The sequence below is a fragment of the Leifsonia sp. NPDC058248 genome (genome assembly GCF_042881905.1).
Classification (GTDB): domain Bacteria; phylum Actinomycetota; class Actinomycetes; order Actinomycetales; family Microbacteriaceae; genus Leifsonia.
On record NZ_JBHVXB010000003.1, the window covers coordinates 89,120 to 111,076 of the forward strand.

Sequence of the window (21,957 nt, forward strand, 5' to 3'; positions counted from 1 at the left end):
CACACCCCACCCCCCCACCGCCCTGTTTTTTTAACAATGTTTGTTTTTCGGGCCTTTTTCGGGCCCTATAACGACACTTTGGAACAACTCAGCGCGAAGCGGTCGCCGGGGCTGTGGATAACCCGCGCCGACGACGACGGATGCCCGCGGCGCTCACGCGGCGGCGCGCCCGCCGGCGCCGCGCTGGCGCCGCACCAACCCCGCACCCAGCGCTCCGCCATCCCCACCGCCCGTCGGCGCTCGCCATCCCCACACCCCCACCGTCACCGCTCCGCCACCCCCACACCGACCCCACCGTCACCGCTCCGCCACCCCACCCCGCCATCAACGCTGAGTCGTTCCAAAGTGTCGTTATGGGGCCAATTTCGGCACCGTTAGCGACACTTTGAAACAACTCAGCGCCAGTGGGCCGGGCGGGCCTGTGGATAACCCGCACCGACGACGGATGCCTGCGCGGGTCAGATGCCGGCGTACGCCGCGTACTGTTCCCGGATGATCGGCCGATAGTCCGGCGCGACCTCGTTCGAGAGCTCGAGGGGCCATGCCGGGCGCGTGCCGGTGAGCGCCCAGGCCGCCTGCACCGCACCGCCGTCGGCCACGTACTCGCCGGGCGACGGCACCACGATCGGAGCGTCGAACACCTGCGCCGCCACCGCAGCGACGGCCGGGTTCTGTGCAGCGCCGCCGATGAGGAGGATGCGCCGTTCGCGCACCCCGGCCGCGCGCACCGCGTCGAGTCCGTCGGCCAATCCGCAGAGCATCCCCTCGATCGCGGCCCGCGCCAGGTTCTCGGGTCGCGTGGAGGCGATGGTGAGGCCGTGGATGCTCGCCGTCGCGTCGGGCAGGTTGGGCGTGCGCTCACCCTCGAAGTACGGCACCAGGACGACGCCGCCCGCGCCCGGTTCGGCCTCGAGCGCCAGCGTGGCGAGGCTGTCGTGGTCTGCCGAGAGGAGGGTGGCGATCGAGCTCAGGACGCGCGCGGCGTTGAGTGTCGCGATGAGGGGGAGGCTCAGCCCGCCGGCGTCCGCGAAGCCGGCGACCGTGCCACCCGGGTCGGTGACGGGGGACTCGGTCACCGCGAAGACGGTCCCGCTGGTGCCGATGGAGACCACGACGTCGCCGTCCCCCGCGCCGAGACCGAGGGCTGCGCCCGCGTTGTCTCCCGCTCCGGGGCCGACCAGCACGCCGGAGGGGGTGCGTCCGGCCGGCTCGGACGGCCCGAGCACGCGAGGCAGCACGACGCCGTCGCCCGGGGTCCCCGCGACCCGGCCGGCGCGCCCGAGGGCGAGCTCGAACAGCTCGAAGTCGTAGGCTCCGGATGCCGCACCCCAGTACGCGGTTCCGCTCGCGTCCGAGCGGTCGGTCGTCAGGGCGTCGAGGTCGGGGCCGAGGGGGCTCTCGTCCGCCGGTCCGTACCCGCGCAGACGCCAGGTCAGCCAGTCGTGCGGGAGGGCGACCGCCGCGACCCGGGCCGCGTTGGCGGGCTCCGCATCCCGGAGCCAGCGCAGCTTGGTGGCCGTGAACGACGCGACCGGCACGACGCCGACCCGGCGGGCGTACTCGGCTGCCCCGACGGCCTCGATGAGGTCGAGCGCCGCCCGGGCGCTACGGGTGTCGTTCCAGAGCAGGGCGTCACGGACGATATGTCCCGCGGAGTCGAGCACGACCATGCCGTGCTGCTGTCCGGCGATCGAGATCGCATCGACGTCGTCGATGCCGCCGGCGGAGGCGATGGCCTCCTGCAGCGCAGTCCACCACGTCGCCGGGTCGACCTCGGTGCCGTCCGGATGCGCGGCGCGCCCCGAGCGCACCAGGGCACCGGTCTCGAGGTCGCGCACGACCACCTTGCAACTCTGGGTCGACGAGTCGACTCCGGCCACGAGCGTCATCGGCCTGGCTCCTTCGGGGTGAGGGGATACGGCGTCGAAGGGTGCCGAACGCATCCGGTGACCGCGGTCTTCCGTGCGTCCGGCACCCTTCGGCGCTGGGTGATGGGTGGGGAGGGGTGGGGAGGCGTCAGCCGCGGGCGCCGATGAGGTGCTCGAGGGCGAGCTGCTGCAGGCGCACGAAGCCGAAGCCCTTGCCGCCGAAGTAGGCGTCCGCGTCGAAGTCCTCGTAGGCCGAGTGGTCGGCCAGGAGGTCATCGTAGGACTCGCCTGCGCTCAGCGTCGGAAGCGAGAGCTGCGGAACGCGGGACGCCTCGAGCGCCTCCTGGACCTCGGGGTCGGCGCGGAACGCCTGCGTGCGCTCCTTGAGCAGGAGGTAGGTGCGCATGTTGGCTGCGGCCGAGTCCCACACGCCGGTGATGTCTTCGGTTCGCGACGGCTTGTAGTCGAAGTGGCGCGGGCCGTCGTAGGACGGTCCGCCGTTGGGGCCGCCGTTCTCGAGCAGGTCGACGAGGGCGAAGGCGTTCTGCAGGTCGCCGTGCCCGAAGACGAGGTCCTGGTCGTACTTGATGCCGCGCTGGCCGTTGAGGTCGATGTGGAACAGCTTGCCCTGGTAAAGCGCCTGGGCGATGCCGGCGGCGAAGTTCAGACCGGCCATCTGCTCGTGGCCGACCTCGGGGTTCACGCCGACGAGTTCGGGGCGCTCGAGAGTCTCGATGAAGGCCATCGCGTGGCCGACGGTCGGGAGCAGGATGTCGCCGCGCGGCTCGTTCGGCTTCGGCTCGATGGCGAAGCGGATGTCGTAGCCCTTGTCGGTGACGTAGTCGCCGAGCAGGTTGACGGCCTCGCGGTAGCGCTCGAGCGCCGACCGGATGTCTTTGGCCGCGTCGTACTCGGCGCCCTCGCGGCCGCCCCACATCACGAACGTCTTGGCGCCGAGCTCGGCGGCCAGGTCGAGGTTGCGCAGCACCTTGCGCAGGGCGAAGCGGCGCACGGCGCGGTCGTTGGAGGTGAAGCCGCCGTCTTTGAAGACCGGTGCGCTGAACAGGTTGGTGGTGACCATCGGCACGATGACGCCGGTGTCGCTGAGGACCTGCTTGAGGCGGTCGATCTGCTTCTGGCGCTCGGCGTCGGTGGATCCGAAGGCGAAGAGATCGTCGTCGTGGAAGGTGAGGCCGTAGGCGCCGAGCTCGTTGAGCTTGGTCACCGCTTCGACCACGTCGAGCTGCGGACGGGTCGGGCCGCCGAACGGGTCGGTGCCGTTGTAGCCGATGGTCCAGAGGCCGAACGAGAACTTGTCGGCGCGGGTCGGAGTTGTGCTCATGGGTGCTTCCTTCAACGTCATTGGTGATTTGTTGTGTGAGTAAACTTATCACGCCATCGTTCGGAACGAAAACGCGATGGACTGAATAGAGTGGGCGCGCGAAACGTTTCCACTGTCCGCGAGAAACGTGCGGGTGCTTTCACGACGGCGTTACGCTCTGACGGCATGCAGCACACGAAGGAGCACCGGATGAACGGCACGACGAAACCGACCCTCGGCGTGGCCATGGTCGGCTACGGCTTCATGGGCGCCGCGCACTCGCAGGGGTGGCGGGTCGCTCCGCGGTTCTTCGACCTCGACGCCGAACCCGTGCTCCACACGATCGTCGGGCGTGACGCCTCCCGCGTCGAAGACGCCCGGGCGAAGTTCGGCTGGGAGAACGCGCAGACCGACTGGCGCCGCGTCATCGACGATCCGGCAATCGACATCGTCGACATCTGCTCGCCGGGCGACTCGCATGCCGAGATCGCCATCGCGGCGCTCGCCGCAGGCAAGCACGTGCTCTGCGAGAAGCCTCTCGCCAACACGGTCGAGGAGGCCGAGCGGATGACGGAGGCGGCCGAGCGGGCATCCGGAGACGGAGTGCGCTCGATGGTTGGCTTCAGCTACCGCCGGGTGCCGGCGATCGCCTTCGCACGCCAGCTCATCGGGCAGGGCAGGCTCGGCGAGATCCGCCAGGTGCGTGCGCAGTACCTGCAGGACTGGCTCGCCGACGAGAACGGCCCCATGACCTGGCGTCTCGACAAGTCCTCGGCCGGGTCGGGCTCGCTCGGCGACATCGGCGCGCACGCGATCGATCTGGTCGAGCACCTGACCGGTTCGCAGCTCACGGGGGTGAGCGGAACCCTCGAGACGTTCGTCACCGAGCGCCCGCTGCTCCGCGAGGGCGTCGGGCTCTCGGGCACGGCATCGGCCGCCCGCGGGCAGGTCACCGTGGACGACGCGGCCTGGTTCACCGCCCGGCTCGCGGGTGGCCACGCCGACCGTGCGATCGGCGCGTTCGAGGCGACCCGGTACGCCACCGGCCGCAAGAACGCCCTCCGCATCGAGCTGAGCGGATCGCGCGGTGCGCTCGCCTTCGACCTCGAAGCGATGAACGAGCTCCAGTTCTACGACGCGACCGCACCGGCGGGGGAGCAGGGCTTCACGCGCATCCTGGTGACCGAGCCCGAGCATCCGTACATGGCGCACTGGTGGCCAACGGGGCATGCGATCGGTTACGAGCACGCCTTCTCGCACGAGATCGCGGACTTCGTCGGCGCCATCACCCGAGGCACAGACCCCGAGCCGTCCTTCGCCGACGGCCTGCACGTTCAGCGCGTGCTGGCGGCGGTCGAGCAGAGCGCCGCCGCCGGCAGCGCCTGGACGGCGACCGCGCCGTGAGCGCTCCGAGAACACGAGAGGATCCCATGGGCAGACAGGCCCTCGTCGTGCGCGGCGGCTGGGACGGGCACATGCCCGTCGAGACCACCGAGCTCTTCATCCCGTTCCTGGAGGCCAACGGCTTCGAGGTCCGGATCGAGGACTCGCCCGCCGTCTACACCGACGCCGCGTACATGGACACCGTCGACCTCGTGCTGCAGATCAACACGATGAACACGATCGAACGCGACGAGTTCGCGGGCTTGCAGCGCGCGGTGCTGAATGGCACCGGCATGGGCGGCTGGCACGGAGGCATCGCCGACTCGTACCGCGACAACGCCGACTACCTGCACATGATCGGCGGCCAGTTCGCCCATCACGCGGGCAAGGATCCGGCCGAGCGCACCGGCGAGCAGTCGGACAACTACATCCCGTACACCGTGCACATCACCGACTACGGCAAGACGCACCCGATCACCCAGGGCGTCGACGACTTCGACCTGGTCACCGAGCAGTACTGGGTGCTGAGCGACGACTACAACGACGTTCTGGCCACCACCACGCAGACGGTCCGGCCGTGGGACGCGTGGAACCGCCCCGTCACGGCGCCCGCCATCTGGACGCGCCAGTGGGGCAAGGGGCGCATCTTCGTCTCGGCTCCCGGGCATCGGCTGGAGATCGTCGAAGACCCGAACGTCCGCACCATCATCGAGAGGGGCCTCCTGTGGGCAGCACGCTGAACATCGGCATCGTCGGCGTCGGCAACATCAGTCAGCAGTACTTCGCGGAGTTCCCCAAGCTCCCGAACCTGACGCTGACGGCCGTCGCCGACCTCGACCTCGACCGCGCCTCCGCCGTCGCGCGCAGCCAGGGTGTCGAGTCGATGAGTGTGGATGCTCTGCTCGCCGACCCGCGCATCGACGCGGTGCTGAACCTCACCGTCCCCGCGGCGCACACCGAGATCGCTCTGCGCTCCTTCGACGCCGGCAAACACGTCTACGGCGAGAAGCCGCTGGCGCTGACCACGGACGACGCCGCACCTGTGCTCGCTCGCGCCGCGGAGACCGGACTGCGGATCGGCAGTGCTCCGGACACGGTGCTCGGCACGGGCATCCAGACCGCTCGCGCCCTGCTCGACGAGGGACGCATCGGCACTCCCGTCGGGGCCGCGGTCGCCTGGAGCGCGCCCGGCCACGAGCTGTGGCATCCGGCCCCTGCCTTCTACTACCAGCCCGGCGGCGGGCCGCTCTTCGACATGGGGCCCTACTACCTGACCAGCCTCGTGACGTTCTTCGGCCCGGTCGTTCGTGTCTCGGGCGCCGTCGGTCGGTCGTCCCGGGAGCGCTCGGTCGCGACCGGACCGCAGGCGGGCACCGCGATCCCCGTGGATGTCGACACGCACGTGACGGCGATCCTCGAGCACGCGGACGGCGTCATCTCGACGGTGACCGTCTCATTCGAGGTGTGGGAGACGCGGGTTCCGCTGTTCGAGGTCTACGGAACCGGCGGCACGATCTCCGTGCCCGACCCCAACCGGTTCTCGGACACGGCGGCCATCGCAACGTCCGCCGACCGCACCTGGCAGGACGTGCCCATCGCGGCCGGCTATGCGGATGCGGGACGGGGAGTCGGACTCGCCGACCTCGCGCGGGCCATCGAGACCGGTCGGCCGCACCGAGCATCCGGTGAGCTCGCCTTCCACGTGCTCGAGATCATGGAGTCGGTGATCCGGGCCGGCCGCACGCACGAGGTCGTGACCCTGACGTCGACGGTCGAGAGGCCCGAACCGGTGGGACTCGGCACACGACCCGAGACCTGGTGACCAGCGTCACGCCCGGGTGAGGCTGACCGTCACGTGCCGTTGTGTCGCAGAGACGGAGAAGGCGGCCGAGGCCGCGGCGCCCGCTCGAACCTCGTACCCGCCGGCGAATCCGGTGACCGCGAACCGTCCGTCCGCGTCGGTCGCGATCGTCGTCGGTGCGATCCACCACTTGTCCTTCACCAGCCGGCGCAGCGCGTGGTACGACGGTTTCGGCGTGCCGTCGGCGCGCACCAGCCCGATGGGCGCTCCGAGCCAGGCGCCGTCGTCGGTGATGCCCCAGTAGGTGATCGCCTCGACGGCGGGGTGGGAGACGAGCGAGCGGTAGTGTCGTTCGAGCTCGTCGGCCTGCCGCGCTTCGCCCTCGGGCGTGGACGGCCAGTCGGCGACCTGGAAGTCGTTGAGGTCGACGATGTCCGGCGGCATCAGGCGGCCGGAGACGAGCGAGGTCTCGGTGAGGTGCAGCGGCAGCCCGTAGCGGGCGAAGCGCTCGACCGTGGCGAGCATGGCGTCCTCGCCCCAGTAGCCCTGGTGCATGTGCGTCTGCAGCCCGAGTGCGTCGATCTCGATGCCGGCCTCGAGGACTCCCTCGATCAGGCACTCGTAGGCGCTCGAGAGATCGAAGTCGTTCAGCAGCAGCCGCGCCCGCGGATTCGCGGCCCGAGCCTCCTCGAAGGCCATCCGGATCAGGGGGATGCGGCCCTTGGCGCGCGCCAGCGGGGTGATGCCGTTGTCGCCGTTGTCGAAGACGGGCATGATGACGACCTCGTTGATCGCGTCCCAGGTGTCGACGAGCCCCTCGAAGTCGGCCACGTCACGGCGGATGCGCGCACGCTGCAGTTGCTCGACCTCGCGGCTCGGCAGGCCGAGCAGCCAGTCCGGCTGCACACTGTGCCAGACCAGCGGATGACCCTTCAGCGCCACTCCGCGGTCGAGGAACCACCGTGCCGTCCGCTGCAGGCGTGCCGTGTCCGGCGCCCCCTGCCGGGGCTCGAACCGGCCCCAGTAGAACGGCAGGGTCGCGGTGTTGAAGACGTCGACGAACAACTCGGCCAGGCGCTCGGAGACGGCGCCGGCGGAACCGGCGCCCGCGCCCGCGCCGTCGTCGTCGCCGTTCGCGAGGCCGATGAAGTCGAAGCCGATGTTGCCGAACGCGAAGGCGTGGGAGGTCTGCGCGACGGTGATCTCAGCATCCGGAAGCGCGACGCCCGAAGCGTCCGTCACGGTGACGACGGTCTCGACGAGCCGGTGGGCGGGCGCCGACGCAGGAGAGAGGGCCACGGTCTGCACGGAGGTCGCTCCCTCAGTCGGCGGGGCCGAGCTCGTCGGGGTGCGCGAGCTCGACACGCTGCACGGGCTCGACGGGGCGGACGGGGCCGTCGGGCGCCGGGCCGGTGCTCCCGCGCACGACGAGCTCGGCGGGGAGGTGGACGCGGTGGGGGACCTCGCGGCCGTCGAGGAGTTCGATGAGCATCTGGAGGGCCTGCGCACCGATGTCGTGCAGCGGCTGCGCCAGGGTCGTCAGCGGGGGTGTCGAGCTGGCGGCCTCGGGGACGTCGTCGAAGCCGATGACCGAGAGGTCCTCCGGCACCCGGAGGCCGAGCTCTCGCGCCACCTGCATGACCCCGAGGGCCGACATGTCGTTCGCGGCGAACACGGCGCTCGGCCGATCGGCACGGCTCAGCAGCTCACGGGCCGACTCCGCCGTCTGCGCGGCCTGGTAGCCGCCGTCGAGGACGAGGGCCGGGTCGAACGGGATGCCCGCCTCGGTGAGCGACTCGCGGTAGCCCGCCTCGCGCAGCTGGGCGGAGGCGAGGTCGCTCCGGCCCCGGATGTGGGCGATGTGCCGATGCCCGAGATCGATGAGGTGCTGCGTCGCCACGCGCGCGCCGCCGAAATTGTCGGAGTCGATCGTCGAGGGACCGCCCTGCCCGGTGTGCGGGTCGATGGCCACGACCGGGATGGAGGTCGTGGGGATGAGGACCGTCGGCGTGACGATGATCGCTCCGTCGATGAGCGTGCCGGCGAGGCGCGACAAGGATCGGCGCTCCCAGCCGACGGGGCTGCCGGGAGCGCCGAGGCCCGAGTAGGCGAGCAGCTCGTAGCCCGCGGCCGCGGCGGCGGCGGAGGCTCCCTTGAGGAGCTCGACGGAGAACGACTCGAATTCGGCGACCAGGATCCCGATGACGTTGGTGCGCTGCCTGCGCAGGCTGCTCGCGACGAGGGAGGTCTCGTAGCCGAGCGCGGCCACGACCTCCAGCACGCGCTTCGAGGTCGCCGGGGCGACGCCGTACCGCCCGTTGACGACCTTGGACACGGTCGGGACGGAGACGCCGGCCTCACGCGCGACATCGCTGATCGTCACTCGGCCGAACGGGGGCGATGCATCGAGAGGGGCGGACATGTTGTCACCATACCGTCCAGCGCCCGCGAACAGGGCGATGACACCGTTATCGAGACCGTTATCGAAATCGTTATCGATAACGTTGTCGATATCGTTTGACAAGGCGGGCATCCGGATGCGAGGCTCTAGCTCGCGGCAGTGGCTGCCGCGTGTCTCCCAATCACTACCAAGGAGTTTCCACAATGAAGAGGAAAATTCGAGTCGCGGGTATGCTCGCCCTCGTCGCGGGTACCGCGTTGCTCGCCACGGGCTGCAGCGGCAGCGGCGACGGCGGATCGAGCGACGGCAAGGTCACGATGACCTTCTGGCACAACTCCACGACCGGCCCGGGCGCCGCATTCTGGAAGACGACTGTCGCCGACTTCGAGAAGGCGAACCCGAACGTCACGATCACGATCCAGAGCATCCAGAACGAAGACCTCGACGGAAAGCTCCAGACGGCCTTGAACTCGGGCTCCGCGCCCGACATCTTCCTGCAGCGCGGCGGCGGCAAGATGGCCGCCATGGCCGATGCAGGCCAGCTGATGGACCTGACCGGCTCCATCGACGCAGCGACGAAGGCCGCCGTCAGCGAGGGCGCGCTCAAGGGCGAGTCGTACAACGGCAAGGTCTACGCTATGCCCGTCGATGTTCTTCCCGAGGGCATCTACTACAGCCAGGACCTGTTCAAGGCCGCCGGGATCGACGCACCGCCCACGACCATGGACGAGCTGAACGCCGACATCGCCAAGCTCAAGGCCTCGGGCGTCGCGCCCGTCGCGGTCGGCGCCAAGGATGCCTGGCCCGCCGCGCACTGGTACTACAACTTCGCGCTGCGCGAGTGCAGCGAGGACACGCTCGCGAAGTCCGCTGCGTCGCTGAAGTTCGACGACGAGTGCTGGACGAAGGCCGGAGACGACCTCAAGTCGTTCAACGACACCAAGCCGTTCAACAACGGGTTCCTGACCACCGCGGCGCAGCAGGGCGCGGGCAGCTCGGCAGGTCTCGTCGCGAACCACAAGGCGGCAATGGAGCTCATGGGCGCCTGGGACCCGGGAGTGATCGCCTCCCTGACCCCCGACCAGAAGCCGCTCCCCGACCTCGGCTGGTTCCCCTTCCCGACCATCTCGGGCGGCTCGGGCGACCCGGAGTCGATGATGGGCGGAATCGACGGGTTCTCCTGCTCGGCTCAGGCTCCGAAGAAGGAGTGCACCGCGTTCCTCAACTACATGACCACCAAGAGCGTGCAGGAGGCGTACTACAAGGCCTTCAACGCGATCCCGGTGAACAAGGACGCCCAGAGTGTCATCACGGAGCCGTACCTCAAGTCGGTCCTCGAGGCCTACAACAAGGCACCGTTCGTGTCGCAGTACCTCGACACGCTCCTCGGCCAGAACGTCGGAAACGCCATGAACACCGGCGTCGTCGACCTGCTCGCCGGCAAGGGCACGGCCGATGACATCATCAAGAGCGTCAACGAAGCCGCGGCCAAGGGATAATTCGCAACGATGAGTAGTTCCCTAGGCGTGAAGCCGGTGACCGAACAGCAGCCGCCTCGGGGCACGCAGACGGCTGGGGACGACGCACCTCGTGCGGCGTCCCCGGCCGTACCGCGGCCGAAGCGCAAGGCGGCGGACTGGCGGCAGCGGTTCGAGATCACGGTCCTCTCCGGACCGGCGATCATCATGTTCGTCGCGTTCGTGATCTTCCCCGTCGCATTGGCCGCTTACTACGGCTTCTTCAAATGGAAGGGCTACGGAGCGCCGGTCGACTTCGTGGGCTTCGGCAACTACGTGCTGATCTTCGCGGACAGCGCGTTCCACGAGGCCGTGCTCCACAACGGCATCATCGTCGTCCTGTCGCTGCTCATCCAGGGACCCGTCGCCCTCCTCCTGGCGCTCCTGCTCAACCAGAAGATCCGCGGGCGCGGCCTCATCCGGGTGCTGATCTTCGTGCCGTACGTCGTCTCCGAGGTCATCGTCGGAACCGGGTGGAGCCTGATGCTCCAGACCTCCGGTGCAGTCAACGACCTCCTGCAGAGCGTCGGGCTCGGCGCCTTCAAGGCCGACTGGCTCTCCGACCCGAAGATCGCGATCTGGTCGCTGATGATCATCATCTCGTGGAAGTACATCGGCTTCGCGGTCATCCTCTTCCTCGCCGGCATGCAGAGCATCCCCGACGAGCTCTTCGAGGCCGCGGCGATCGACGGCGCGAGCTACTGGCAGATCCAACGCCGCATCACGCTCCCGCTGCTCGGCCCGACCATCCGCATCTGGGCGTTCCTGTCGATCATCGGCTCACTGCAGCTGTTCGACCTCGTCTACATCATCTGGGGCCAGTACGTCGCTTCGACGGCGGGCACCTCGACCATGGCGACCTACATGGTCGCGAACGGGCGCACCTCGGGCAACTACGGGTACGGCAACGCCGTCGCCGTCGTCATGTTCGTGATCTCGCTCGTGATCGCACTGATCTACCAGCGGTTCGTGCTGCGGCGCGATATGGCCGGTGCCGTTACAGAGAGGAAGAAGTGATGTCGGCGACGACTCTCAGCCGGGCACCACGCGCCACGCGCAGACCCCGAAGTTCCCGCAACGGCGACAAATGGGGCAGCCCCACCACCTATTTCATCGCGCTCGTCTTCATCGCCGTCTGCCTCGCGCCGATCCTGTACATCGTGCTGGGCGGCTTCCGCAGCAACTCGCAGATCACGTCGTCCCCGGCCGGCCTCCCGAACCCGTGGCTCGTCCAGAACTACCTGGGCGTGCTCACCGGCTCGACCTTCTGGCTGGAGATCGGCAACTCGGCGATCGTCGGCATCGCGACCACGGTCGGTGTCGTCGTGCTCGGACTGATGGTGAGCTACGTGCTCGCCCGCTACGAGTTCCGTGGGCGCGGGGCGATGTACTCGCTGTTCGCGGCGGGTCTGATGTTCCCGCTGACCGTCGCGATCACACCGCTCTACATCCTCGTGAAGGACCTCGGCCTGACGAACAATCTGGCCGGGGTGATCCTGCCGCAGATCGGGTTCGCGCTGCCGACGACGGTGATCATCCTGGTTCCGTTCATCAAGGCGATCCCAGTGGAGCTCGAGGAGGCGGCGTCGCTCGACGGCACCAGCCGGCTCGGATTCTTCTTCCGCATGGTCATGCCGCTGTCGATCCCCGGCGTGGTGACGACCGGAATCCTCGCGTTCATCGCCAGCTGGAACAACTACCTGCTCCCGTTGTTCATCCTCAACGACCAAGCGACCTTCACCCTCCCGCTCGGCGTGCAGGCCTTCTCATCGCAATACTCGGTGGACACCGCCAAGGTGCTGGCCTTCACCTCCCTCTCCATGATCCCCGCGCTCATCTTCTTCGCCCTGTTCCAGCGGCGGATCGTGGGCGGACTGACCGGGGCCGTCAAGGGGTGACACCCGGGGCCGGCGCAGCCGCCATCCGGCAGACCGCGCCGGACACCGCACGACCGCTCGACTTGTGAACGAAAGTGATGTTTCCGTGACCGCAGATATCCCCATGCCCGACGTGTCGGATCGCGTGCGTGCACTGCACGCCCGGATGACCCTCGACGAGAAGCTCGCGCAGATCGTCGGGTACTGGCTCGATCAGAACGGCGTGGTCGCGCCCATGCAGGGCGAGATGGCCGCGGGACAGAAGGCCCTCGGAGGCCTCGCCGACGTGACCCGTCACGGAATCGGGCACTACACGCGGGTGTACGGAACGCGACCGGTCGACCCCGCTGAGCGCGCCGCCTGGCTCTGGACCGAGCAGCGGCGTCTCAAACGGGAGACGCGACTGGGCATCCCGGCGCTCGTCCACGAGGAATGCCTGACCGGACTGGCGGCCTGGAAGGCCGCCACGTTCCCGACACCGCTCGCCTGGGGTGCGTCGTTCGACCCCGCGCTGGTGGAGGAGATGGCCGCGGCTATCGGCGGCTCGATGAGACAGCTCGGAATCCATCAGGGGCTCGCCCCGGTGCTCGACGTCGTACGGGACCCCCGCTGGGGCCGGGTCGACGAGTGCATCGGCGAAGACCCCTACCTCGTCGGGACCGTCGGCACCGCGTATGTGCGAGGCCTTCAGGGAGCGGGGGTGCACGCCACACTCAAGCATTTCCTCGGATACTCCGGCTCGAAGGCCGGCCGCAACCATGCGCCCGTGCACGCGGGACCGCGCGAGATCGCCGATGTCTTCCTGCCGCCGTTCGAGATGGCGATCCTCGACGGAGGAGCCAAGTCGGTGATGAACTCCTACACCGACATCGACGGCGTGCCCATGGCGGCCAACGCCGACTACCTCACCGGAGTGCTCCGGGAGGTGCTCGGATTCGAGGGCACGGTCGTCGCAGACTATTTCGCTGTGGCGTTCCTCGAGGTCATGCACGCCGTGGCCGCCGATCGCGGCGAGGCCGCCGCGATGGCGCTCGAAGCGGGCATCGACATCGAACTGCCCACCGGTGACGCCTACCTGCTACCCCTCGCCGACCGCATCCGGTCCGGGGAGTTCGACGAGGCGTACGTCGACCGCGCGGTGCTCCGTGCGCTGACCCAGAAGGAAGAGCTCGGCCTCCTCGACCCGGGAGCGTTCGATGACGACGCACCGACCGAGATCGACCTCGACTCGCCGCGCCACCGCGAGCTCGCCCGCCGCCTCGCCGAAGAGTCCGTGGTGCTGCTGTCGAACGACGGAGCACTGCCGCTCAACACGGGCCGGTCGCCCTCGCGGGTCGCCGTGATCGGGCCGAACGCCCACCGCGCCGAGGCCCTCCAGGGCTGCTATTCGTTCGCGAACCACGTGCTGGCCGGGCATCCGGAGCTGCCGCTCGGCTTCGAGATCCCGACGGTCCTCGAGGCGCTCCCCGGTGCGTTCGGCGCTGCCGGCCTGGCGGTGCCGGAGATCGTCTATGCAGAGGGCTGCGCGGTCGACGGCGGCGACGACTCCGGTTTCGCCGCAGCCGTCGCTGCTGCGTCGTCGGCCGAGCTCGCGATCGTGGTCGTGGGCGACCAGGCCGGACTCTTCGGCCGGGGAACGGTCGGTGAGGGCAACGACTCCGAGTCCCTCGAACTGCCCGGCCTGCAGCGCGGACTCGTCGAGGCGGTCATCGCCACCGGCACACCGGTCGTCATGGTGCTCCTGACCGGCCGGCCTTACGCGATCGGATGGGCGCTCGGAACCGAAGGCGTCGCTCCGGCGGCCGTGCTGCAGGCGTTCTTCCCGGGCGAAGCCGGCGGTCTCGCGATCGCCGACATCATCGCCGGGTCGGTGAACCCCTCCGGACGCCTGCCCGTCTCGATGCCGCGATCAGCCGGTGCGCAGCCGTACTCGTACCTGCACCCGATCCTGGGCGGGCCCTCCGACGTCACCGCCGCCGACTCGACCCCGTTGCTCCCGTTCGGCTTCGGTCTGTCCTACACGACGTTCGAGTACTCCGACCTGGTCGTCGACGGGTCGACGCAGGCCGGGGGAGCGTTCACCGTCGCGGTGACGGTGACCAACACCGGCGTCGTGCGCGGGGCCGACGTCGTACAGGTCTACGGTCATGACGTGCACGCGACGGTCACCCGGCCCGTGGTGCAGCTGCTCGGATACTCGCGCGTCGAGCTCGACGCCGACGAGTCCGTGCGTGTGACGTTCTCGGTGCCGACGACCCGCTTCGCGTTCAGCGACCGCCGGATGGTCAAGGTCGTCGAGCCGGGGGATGTGGAGGTCTGGATCGCCTCGCACGTCGCCGCATCCGCCGTCGCTCACAGCGAGGAGGGGACGACGGGCGGCGCGATCGTCAACGAGAAGCAGGCGCCGGCCCGACGCGTGCCCGGCACCTCGACCCCGCGTTCCACCGTCGCGATCACCGGCGGCCTCTACGAGGTCAGCGCTGCGGATGCCCGCCTGGTGACCGTTCGCCAGGATGCGCTGGTCCGCGTCCCGGCCTGACCCGCCCTCCTCTCTTACCGGCGAGAGGTGCGAAGTGTGCCTCGAAGCCAGGGAATGAGGCACGTTTCGCTCCCCTCGCGGCCAGCGCCGGCAGCGGCGCCGGCACCGGCCGGCGGGGGAGCGGATAGTGTTCAAGGGAATCATGATCACATCGAACGAACGCGGCCGGACGGGCACGAACCTCGACACGATCCGCCGCCAGAATCTCGCGACGGTGCTCGGGATGGTGCACCGCGGGGGTCCTGCCGCGCGCTCCTCCCTCACCCAGGCGACCGGCCTCAACCGCTCCACGGTGGGCGCGCTCGTCGGCGAGCTGGTCGAGCTCGGGCTGGTCACCGAGCGCGAGCCGGAGACCAGCAATCGGGTCGGGCGCCCGAGTCCGGTCGTGGTGGCGGACACCCGGGTGGTCGCGCTGGCCGTGAACCCCGAGATCGATGCGATCACCGTCGGCATCGTCGGGCTCGACGGCGTCGTCCATCGGCGCGTCCGGCACCCCACCGGGCAGGTGCCGACCGGCGCCGAGGCCGTCGCGATCGCCTCGGCCATGATCGACGGCCTGCGACCCGAGCTCGCCGCGGCGACCCGGGTGACCGGGATCGGCGTCGCCGTGCCCGGGCTGGTGCGCGAGAGCGACGGCGTCGTGCGGCTCGCCCCGCATCTTGAGTGGGTCGACGAGCCGTTCGCCGCAGAGCTCGCCGCCGCGACGGGCTTCCCCGTGCACGCAGGGAACGACGCCCGCCTCGGGGCCAACGCCGAACGCCTCTACGGCGCCGGCCGCGGCGCCACCGACCTGGTGTACTTGAACGGCGGGGCCTCCGGCATCGGCGCCGGAGTCATCGTCGGGGGTGTGCCGCTCACCGGCGTCTCCGGGTATGCGGGCGAACTCGGTCACATGCTGGTGAACTCCGCGGGCATCCGGTGCCATTGCGGTGCGGTCGGCTGTCTGGAGACCGAGGTGAGCCAGCGGGCACTGCTGCGCGTCCTCGGCCTGGAGGAGGCGGACACCGATGAGCTGGACCGGGCGCTCGCCGCGGCGGTGAAGGCCGGCGATCCGGCCGTGTCGGCGGAGATCGAGCGCCAGCTGGGATTCCTCGCGATCGCGCTCCGCAACGCGACCAACGTCTTCAATCCGCAGCTCATCGTGCTCGGTGGTTTTCTGGGCTCGTTGCATGCGCTCGCGCCGGAACGCCTCGCCGCCCTGGTCGCCGAGCAGGTGCTGAGCGCATCGGGCGAGCACCTCGCGATCGTGCGGGCGGAGCTCGGGTCGAGCATCCTGATGATCGGCGCCGCCGAACTGGCCTTCGCGCCACTGCTCGCCTCGCCGTCACCGGTCTCGGCTCGATAAGCGTTCGCCGGCCGCCGGTCGCGGCGCTGGTAGCGGTCGGTGGCCGCCTCGTCGAAAAGGACGATGTGCACGGTAACATCCGAGCGCGTATTTCCGATAGGATGATCGAGTCCCGGTTCTCGAATCGATTCGATCGCGCCGAATCGCCCGACCACCAGATGCTCCGCCACCTCCGGCAACGCCCCACACTTCACACCGCGGTCACCACCGCGGTGTTCGCTTTCTCCTGCAAGGAATCCGTTCGTGACTACCGTCGTCCACCCCGGTGACTCCCTCTCCGGCCGCCAGCGCCTCACCTACATCCTCGTGCTCGGCGCGCTCACGGCGCTCGGCCCGTTCACGATCGACACGTACCTGCCGGCACTGCCCACCCTGGAGTCGGAGTTCAACGTCTCCACCGCCGCCATCCAGCTGACGTTGACCGCCACGACGCTCGGTTTCGGCCTCGGTCAGCTGCTGGTCGGCCCGTGGAGCGACAAGGTGGGCCGCCGCACGCCGCTCATCCTGGCGACGATCGTGCACATCGTCTCGTGCCTCGGCGCCGCGGTCGCGCCCAACGTCGAGCTGCTCGGCATCGCGCGCGCGTTCCAGGGCATCGGCGCCGCAGCCGGCGGTGTCGTCGCCATGGCGATGGTTCGCGACCTCTTCGGCGGGCGGCCGCTGGTCCGGATGCTCAGCCGCCTCGCCCTCGTCAACGGGCTCGCCCCCGTGCTGGCTCCTGTGCTCGGATCGCAGCTGCTGCTGATCATGCCCTGGCGCGGGATCTTCGTCGTGCTCGCGGTCTACGGACTGTTCGTCGTGATCTGCGTCTCCCTGTGGATCGTGGAGACCCTGCCCAAGGCCCGTCGCCACGACGCCGGGCACTCGACGGTCCGTCAGCGCTACAAGGCCGTGCTGAGCGACCGCATCTTCGTGGGTGTCGCCCTCGTCGGGGCCATGAACTTCACCGGACTCTTCTCGTACCTCTCGTCGAGCTCGTTCGTGTTCCAGGACATCTACCACTTCGACGCGCAGCAGTACGGGTTGCTGTTCGCCGTGAACTCGGTCGGCATCATCATCGGCGTGCAGTCGGCCGCGCGGCTCACCAAGTACGTCGGGCCGCAGTGGATCCTCGCCGTCTCGACCATCGTCATGTTCGTCTCCGCCGTGACGATCGTGGTGCTCGACCAGTCGCACGCCGGGTTGTGGGGGACGGTCATCCCGCTCTGGTTCTTCATCGCGGCCTGTGGTTTCGGCTTCCCCTGCGTGCAGGTGCTCGCCCTCAACGGCCACGGGCACGAGGCTGGGACGGCGGCATCGCTGCTCGGCGCGCTCAACTTCGGCATCGCCGGCCTGATCTCGCCGATCGTTGGTGTGCTCGGCGTCGGAAGCGCCGCGCCCATGGGCTTCGTGATGGCGGCCTGCTCCGCGGTGAGCATCGCGGCGCTGTGGCTGATCGTGCGACCGCGCAGCGTCCCCGCGCTCGCACACTGACGCTCCCCGCCCCGCACGGCCCGTCATTTGCCACTGGTTGTCGGCATCCCGGGCGTGTTGGCGACGACAAGCGGCAAACGACGGCCGCCCGCGCCGCCGCGCGGCGAGGAGAGGGCGCGGCGGCCCTGGTCGGCGTCGGTCGGGCGCGATAGCGTGGCCCGCATGAGAATCCTGCTCGTGGGTGCCGGCGGAGTCGGCGACGCCATCGCAAAGATCGCAGCGCGGCGATCGTTCTACGAAGCCGTCGTCGTGAGCGACTACGACATCGCCCGGGCCGAGCGGACCATCGCCTGGATCGCCGCGAGACACGGTGACGAGGTGGCCTCGCGCTTCACGGCCGCCGCGATCGACGCGTCCGATCCGGATGCGGTGGCCGCGGTCGCCCGTCAGCATGGCGCCACCCACGTGATGAACGCTGTCGAGCCCAAGTTCGTCCCGACGATCTTCGCCGGGGCGCTCGCCGCGGGAGCCGACTACCTCGACATGGCGATGAGCCTGTCGGAGCCGCATCCCACCGACCCGTACGCCAAGACCGGCGTGAAACTCGGCGACGACCAGTTCGCCCTCCGCGGCGACTGGGAGTCCGCGGGGCGGCTCGCACTGGTGGGCATGGGGGTCGAGCCCGGCCTCAGCGACGTGTTCGCCCGTTACGCCGCCGACGCACTGTTCTCCGAGATCGACGAGCTCGGCACCCGCGATGGAGCCAACCTGGTCGTTCGCGACAGCGACGGCAACGAGATCTTCGCCCCGTCGTTCAGCATCTGGACCACGATCGAGGAATGCCTCAACCCGCCGGTGATCTTCGAGAAGGATGCCGGCTGGTTCACGACGCCGCCGTTCAGCGAGCCCGAGATCTTCGAATTCCCCGAGGGCATCGGCCCGGTCGAGTGCGTCAACGTCGAGCACGAGGAAGTGCTCCTCATGCCGCGCTGGATCGACGCCAAGCGCGTCACCTTCAAGTACGGGCTCGGCGAGGAGTTCATCGGCATCCTGCGCACGCTGCACCAGCTCGGGCTCGACTCGACGACGCCGATTCGCGTGCGCAGCGAGAACGGCCCGGTGGAGGTCGCCCCGCGCGACGTCGTCGCCGCCTCCCTGCCCGACCCGGCGACGATCGGCCCCCGGATGACCGGCAAGACGTGCGCCGGCGTGTGGGTGACAGGCCGCGGCCTGGACGGAGCGCCGCGGGAGGTCTACCTCTACCACGTGAGCGACAACGAGTGGACGATGCGCGAGTACGAATGCCAGTGCGTGGTCTGGCAGACGGCGCTCAATCCAGTGATCGCGCTCGAGCTCCTGGCCACCGGCGTCTGGTCGGGCATCGGTGTGCTCGGCCCCGAGGCCTTCGACGCGGCACCCTACCTCGAGCTGATGGCCCGCGCCGAGGCCGAGGGCGGCTACGGCCAGGCCTGGGGCCTCCAAGACCGCGCCTGAGCGGCGCCGCGCGCGTTAGCCCAGCAGCGCGCGGGCGTGCCGTCCGACCTCCAGGACGTGCCCGGGATCGTCTCCCGACAGCTCGGACCAGCACGACGAGAGCGCCGCCCACGCGAGCGTCCAGCGGAGCATCCGGTCGGCCTCGATGCCGGTCTCCGAAGCGATGACGCCGATGTGCCGCTCCAGGCGGCCGGGGGAGAGCGCCACCCGTGCATCCGGGTTGCACAGGATGTTCGCGAAATCGAAACCGGGGTCGCCGATGATGTGCTTGGGATCGATCGCCAGCCACCCGTCGGCGCCGAAGTCGAGCACGTTCCCGTGGTGCACGTCGCCGTGCAGCACCGCGTTCCCGTCCGGGGTCGCGAGGAGCCGCCTCGCCTCCGAAGCCGCCCGCGGGTACAAGCCGTCATGGGCTTCCGGATGCTCCGCCTCCCACGCGAACAGGTCGCTGAACCACGTGGTCAGGTCGACCAGGCCGTCGGGCAGCGGCCGATCGTCGACGGCGTGCAGCCGCAGCGCGGCACGGCACAGGATGCGCGTGGCTTCGTCGTCCGCATCCGGACCCTCGGTCGCGAGCTCGGCGAGGTCGGTGCGTCCGGTCGCGCGCTCCAGCACCAGCGCGTCGCCGTCGTGGGCGTAGACCGGTGCAGCGCCGCGGCCGTCCCACCAGACCATCACGCGTCCGCCCGCGGCCTCTTCGTCGGCGGTCGCGATCTTGAGGTACGCCGCGCGGCCGTCGAACAGCACCGGCTGGAGCACGCTGCTCGCGGTGGCGAAGGCGGGCCCGTCCGGCGTCAGCGCCCACTGCGTAAGGCGGGGAGCGATCAGGGCGGCGACATCCGGCCCGCCTGCGCGGTCGCTCACGCGTCGCTCACCGACGCCAGGTACGCGCCCGGGGTCTGGCCGATCACCGTCTTGAACTCGCGCCCGAAGTGCGCCTGGTCCGAGTATCCGAGGTCCGCGGCCAGCGCCGCGAGGGATGGCGCGTCCCCTGACCGGAGCGCGGCGGCCGCCTCCTGCAGCCGATAGCGCTGGATCAGCCACTTCGGGCTGAAGCCGATGTGTCCGGCCACCAGACGCTGAAGGTGGCGCACGCCGATGCCGAATCGATCGGCGAGCTGCTCGACGCGGGTGATCCCGCGGTCGTCCTCGACGGCCTCGACGATCTCGCCGACGAGCCGCGCATCCGCGTCGGGCCGGGGCACTGCCGCGGGCAGCCAGGACTCGAAGACGTCGATCGCGCCGTGATCGTCTCCCGCGCGCATCCGGTCGCGCACGCCCGAGATCAGCTCGTCCAGCCCGCCCGCGCCGTCGGCCAGCCCGGCCAACCCCGCAGGCCCGGCCAGCGGGATCGACACCGGGGCCGTCCGCAGGCTTCCGCCCACGAGTCCGCGTGCGACCCCCGGGTGCAGCAGGACGCCGAACGCCCAGCCGGTTCCGCTCAGGATGCGCGTACTGCGGCCCCGCTGGGCGCGGTGCAGCATCGCCTCATCCGCTTCGATCACGAGGTTGCTCGTCGGGTATTCGAGCACGTCCTGGCGCAGGGTCGACCCTGCCGGGAGCGACCAGCGCGGAAGCCAGTAGTGCCGCACCCACGGGGCCGCGTCATCCCCGGGCCGGCGGCGCGCGATGGTCACCGGCGCGCTCTCGTCATCCGGCGTCAGCAACCCTTTGCTGCGCGGCTCGGCCGAGGTGGCGACGGGGGAGGCGGTCACGCTGCAATACTTTCACGGTGAGCGTGATCCGTCCCTACCGTCCCAGCGACCGAGACGACGTCTACGAGATCTGCGTCCGCACGGGGGCGAGCGGCGCTGACGCGACCGGGCTCTACAGCGACGACGATCTGCTGCCCGACATCTTCACCGGGCCGTACGTCACCTACCAGCCCGACCTGGCCTTCGTCGTCGACAGCGGCGACCATGCGGCCGGGTATGTGATCGGCGTGTCCGACAGTCGCGCCTACGCCGACTGGTACGCCCGCGAGTGGCTGCCCGCCTTCGCGGCCCGCTATGCGGTCCAGGATGCGCCCACCGAGGCCGAACGCGACATGATCCGTTTCGGGCTCGACCCGAGCACCAGCATCGTCCCCGAGGTCGCGGACTATCCGGCCCACCTGCACATCGACCTCCTGCCGGAGCTGCAGGGCCAGGGGTTCGGCCGGGCGCTCATCCGCCGGATGCTCGAGGAGCTGCGCGAGCGCGGGGTGCCTGCGGTCTACCTCACGATGTCGCCGTCGAACGCTGCGGCCCGTGCCTTCTACGACCGGCTCGGGTTCCACGAGCTGCCGTCGAGCCGGCCGGACGGCCCCGCACTCGGCATCTCGACCTCCGCCGTCGTCTGACGTTCGCGGCGGCGAGTGGTGCGAAAGGTGCCCATTCGCGCAGAATGGCGCAACTTTCGCACCTCCGCGTCGCCGGCGCTAGCGGCCGACGTGCGGGAAGCGCTCGAACCAGTACAGCAGCTCGGGCGACCGGCGCCGGAGCTCCGTGAGCGTCATCGACTCCACGTTCCTCGTGATCGGGACGTCGAGCTCCTCGGCGACCCTCTCCATGTCTTCGAGCGCCCAGAACTGGCCACGCATCCGGATGAGCACCCGGCCGTCCGTGCCGGTCACGAACAGCTGCGGCTGGGTGTCGAGCGTGCTGCCCTCGTAAAGGTGGACCAGCAGCACCGTGCCCGCCGTGCCCGGCCGGACCACCACCGTGCGCCCGAAGAACCCGCGCTCGCGCACGCCGTCGGGCCCGAGCTGGATCGTCGTGCTGAAGAACGCCAGGACCGCCAGCGTGGTGGCGGCGACGACCAGGATGTGGATGCCGAGCACCAGCGGCCAGGCGCCGTCGGGGATGGTCAGCCAGTAGAGGACGGCGAAGACGGGTGTCGTGAGGGCGAGCATCGCGAGGATTCCCCGTGTGAACAGGTGAGCGTGCGGACGCAGCACGATCTTCTGCTGCGTCACGACCTTCTCCTGTCTCAACTCATGCTGACCCTCCATGCATTG

The 21,957-nt window shown here is 69.7% G+C and carries 18 protein-coding genes; 11 read left to right on the forward strand and 7 right to left on the reverse strand.

Features of this window, described 5'->3' with window-relative positions:
- Window positions 1–458 precede the first annotated feature (458 nt).
- Both ACFVV5_RS05845 and xylA read right to left on the reverse strand, forming a co-directional pair.
- Window positions 459–1,889, reverse strand: a complete 1,431-nt coding sequence (locus tag ACFVV5_RS05845) for a xylulokinase (RefSeq protein WP_387240374.1) — start codon at window positions 1,887–1,889, stop codon at window positions 459–461.
- Between the two features lie 127 nt (window positions 1,890–2,016).
- Complete coding sequence (gene xylA / locus ACFVV5_RS05850; protein WP_387240377.1) at window positions 2,017–3,210, reverse strand: xylose isomerase; 1,194 nt, start codon at window positions 3,208–3,210, stop codon at window positions 2,017–2,019.
- Between the two features lie 165 nt (window positions 3,211–3,375).
- Between xylA and ACFVV5_RS05855 the strand changes: the two genes are divergently transcribed.
- From ACFVV5_RS05855 to ACFVV5_RS05865, 3 genes are read left to right on the forward strand one after another with little or no spacing between them, the layout of a single operon-like run.
- Entirely contained in the window at window positions 3,376–4,593 is a 1,218-nt protein-coding gene (locus ACFVV5_RS05855) for a Gfo/Idh/MocA family protein (protein WP_387240380.1), read from the forward strand.
- Between the two features lie 26 nt (window positions 4,594–4,619).
- Window positions 4,620–5,312 (forward strand): ThuA domain-containing protein, encoded by a 693-nt coding sequence (locus tag ACFVV5_RS05860; RefSeq protein WP_387240383.1) that lies wholly within the window; start codon window positions 4,620–4,622, stop codon window positions 5,310–5,312.
- Window positions 5,297–6,394 carry a Gfo/Idh/MocA family protein gene (locus ACFVV5_RS05865; RefSeq protein WP_387240386.1) on the forward strand — a complete coding sequence of 366 codons (1,098 nt, stop codon included), beginning with the start codon at window positions 5,297–5,299 and terminating at the stop codon, window positions 6,392–6,394. Before ACFVV5_RS05860 ends, ACFVV5_RS05865 begins: the two co-directional genes overlap by 16 nt.
- Window positions 6,395–6,400: 6 nt before the next feature.
- Here the strand turns inward: ACFVV5_RS05865 and ACFVV5_RS05870 are convergent, their stop codons facing one another.
- Both ACFVV5_RS05870 and ACFVV5_RS05875 read right to left on the reverse strand, forming a co-directional pair.
- On the reverse strand, window positions 6,401–7,681 hold the full coding sequence (locus tag ACFVV5_RS05870) for an endo-1,4-beta-xylanase (RefSeq protein WP_387240389.1): 1,281 nt from the start codon (window positions 7,679–7,681) through the stop codon (window positions 6,401–6,403).
- Between the two features lie 13 nt (window positions 7,682–7,694).
- Window positions 7,695–8,795: a LacI family DNA-binding transcriptional regulator gene (locus tag ACFVV5_RS05875; protein WP_387240392.1), complete on the reverse strand. Its 1,101-nt coding sequence runs from the start codon at window positions 8,793–8,795 to the stop codon at window positions 7,695–7,697.
- Window positions 8,796–8,977: 182 nt separating this feature from the next.
- Between ACFVV5_RS05875 and ACFVV5_RS05880 the strand changes: the two genes are divergently transcribed.
- The 7 genes from ACFVV5_RS05880 to ACFVV5_RS05910 all read left to right on the forward strand — a co-directional run bounded on the left by ACFVV5_RS05880 (window position 8,978) and on the right by ACFVV5_RS05910 (window position 18,959).
- The gene (locus tag ACFVV5_RS05880) at window positions 8,978–10,273 is read left to right on the forward strand and encodes an ABC transporter substrate-binding protein (RefSeq protein WP_387240394.1); all 1,296 of its coding nucleotides are present in this window, start codon (window positions 8,978–8,980) and stop codon (window positions 10,271–10,273) included.
- Between the two features lie 9 nt (window positions 10,274–10,282).
- The gene (locus ACFVV5_RS05885) at window positions 10,283–11,308 is read left to right on the forward strand and encodes a carbohydrate ABC transporter permease (RefSeq protein ID WP_387240397.1); all 1,026 of its coding nucleotides are present in this window, start codon (window positions 10,283–10,285) and stop codon (window positions 11,306–11,308) included.
- Window positions 11,308–12,189 (forward strand): carbohydrate ABC transporter permease, encoded by an 882-nt coding sequence (locus ACFVV5_RS05890; protein WP_387240400.1) that lies wholly within the window; start codon window positions 11,308–11,310, stop codon window positions 12,187–12,189. The genes ACFVV5_RS05885 and ACFVV5_RS05890 overlap by 1 nt, the downstream gene beginning before the upstream one ends.
- A gap of 103 nt (window positions 12,190–12,292) precedes the next feature.
- Entirely contained in the window at window positions 12,293–14,707 is a 2,415-nt protein-coding gene (locus tag ACFVV5_RS05895) for a beta-glucosidase (protein WP_387241305.1), read from the forward strand.
- A gap of 142 nt (window positions 14,708–14,849) precedes the next feature.
- Window positions 14,850–16,052, forward strand: a complete 1,203-nt coding sequence (locus tag ACFVV5_RS05900) for an ROK family protein (protein WP_387240403.1) — start codon at window positions 14,850–14,852, stop codon at window positions 16,050–16,052.
- A gap of 243 nt (window positions 16,053–16,295) precedes the next feature.
- Window positions 16,296–17,525: a multidrug effflux MFS transporter gene (locus ACFVV5_RS05905; RefSeq protein ID WP_387240406.1), complete on the forward strand. Its 1,230-nt coding sequence runs from the start codon at window positions 16,296–16,298 to the stop codon at window positions 17,523–17,525.
- Window positions 17,526–17,687: 162 nt separating this feature from the next.
- Window positions 17,688–18,959, forward strand: coding sequence for a saccharopine dehydrogenase family protein (locus tag ACFVV5_RS05910; protein ID WP_387240409.1), 1,272 nt, complete (start codon window positions 17,688–17,690; stop codon window positions 18,957–18,959).
- Between the two features lie 15 nt (window positions 18,960–18,974).
- On the opposite strand, the gene ACFVV5_RS05915 is transcribed toward ACFVV5_RS05910, so the two are convergent.
- Window positions 18,975–19,823, reverse strand: coding sequence for an aminoglycoside phosphotransferase family protein (locus ACFVV5_RS05915; RefSeq protein WP_387240412.1), 849 nt, complete (start codon window positions 19,821–19,823; stop codon window positions 18,975–18,977).
- Entirely contained in the window at window positions 19,820–20,674 is an 855-nt protein-coding gene (locus ACFVV5_RS05920) for a helix-turn-helix domain-containing protein (RefSeq protein WP_387240415.1), read from the reverse strand. The genes ACFVV5_RS05915 and ACFVV5_RS05920 overlap by 4 nt, the downstream gene beginning before the upstream one ends.
- A 17-nt stretch (window positions 20,675–20,691) precedes the next feature.
- Between ACFVV5_RS05920 and ACFVV5_RS05925 the strand changes: the two genes are divergently transcribed.
- Window positions 20,692–21,300 carry a GNAT family N-acetyltransferase gene (locus ACFVV5_RS05925; protein WP_387240418.1) on the forward strand — a complete coding sequence of 203 codons (609 nt, stop codon included), beginning with the start codon at window positions 20,692–20,694 and terminating at the stop codon, window positions 21,298–21,300.
- Window positions 21,301–21,378: 78 nt separating this feature from the next.
- On the opposite strand, the gene ACFVV5_RS05930 is transcribed toward ACFVV5_RS05925, so the two are convergent.
- A complete protein-coding gene (locus tag ACFVV5_RS05930) occupies window positions 21,379–21,915 on the reverse strand; it encodes a hypothetical protein (protein WP_387240420.1) in 537 nt (178 codons plus the stop codon).
- Window positions 21,916–21,957: the final 42 nt, after the last annotated feature.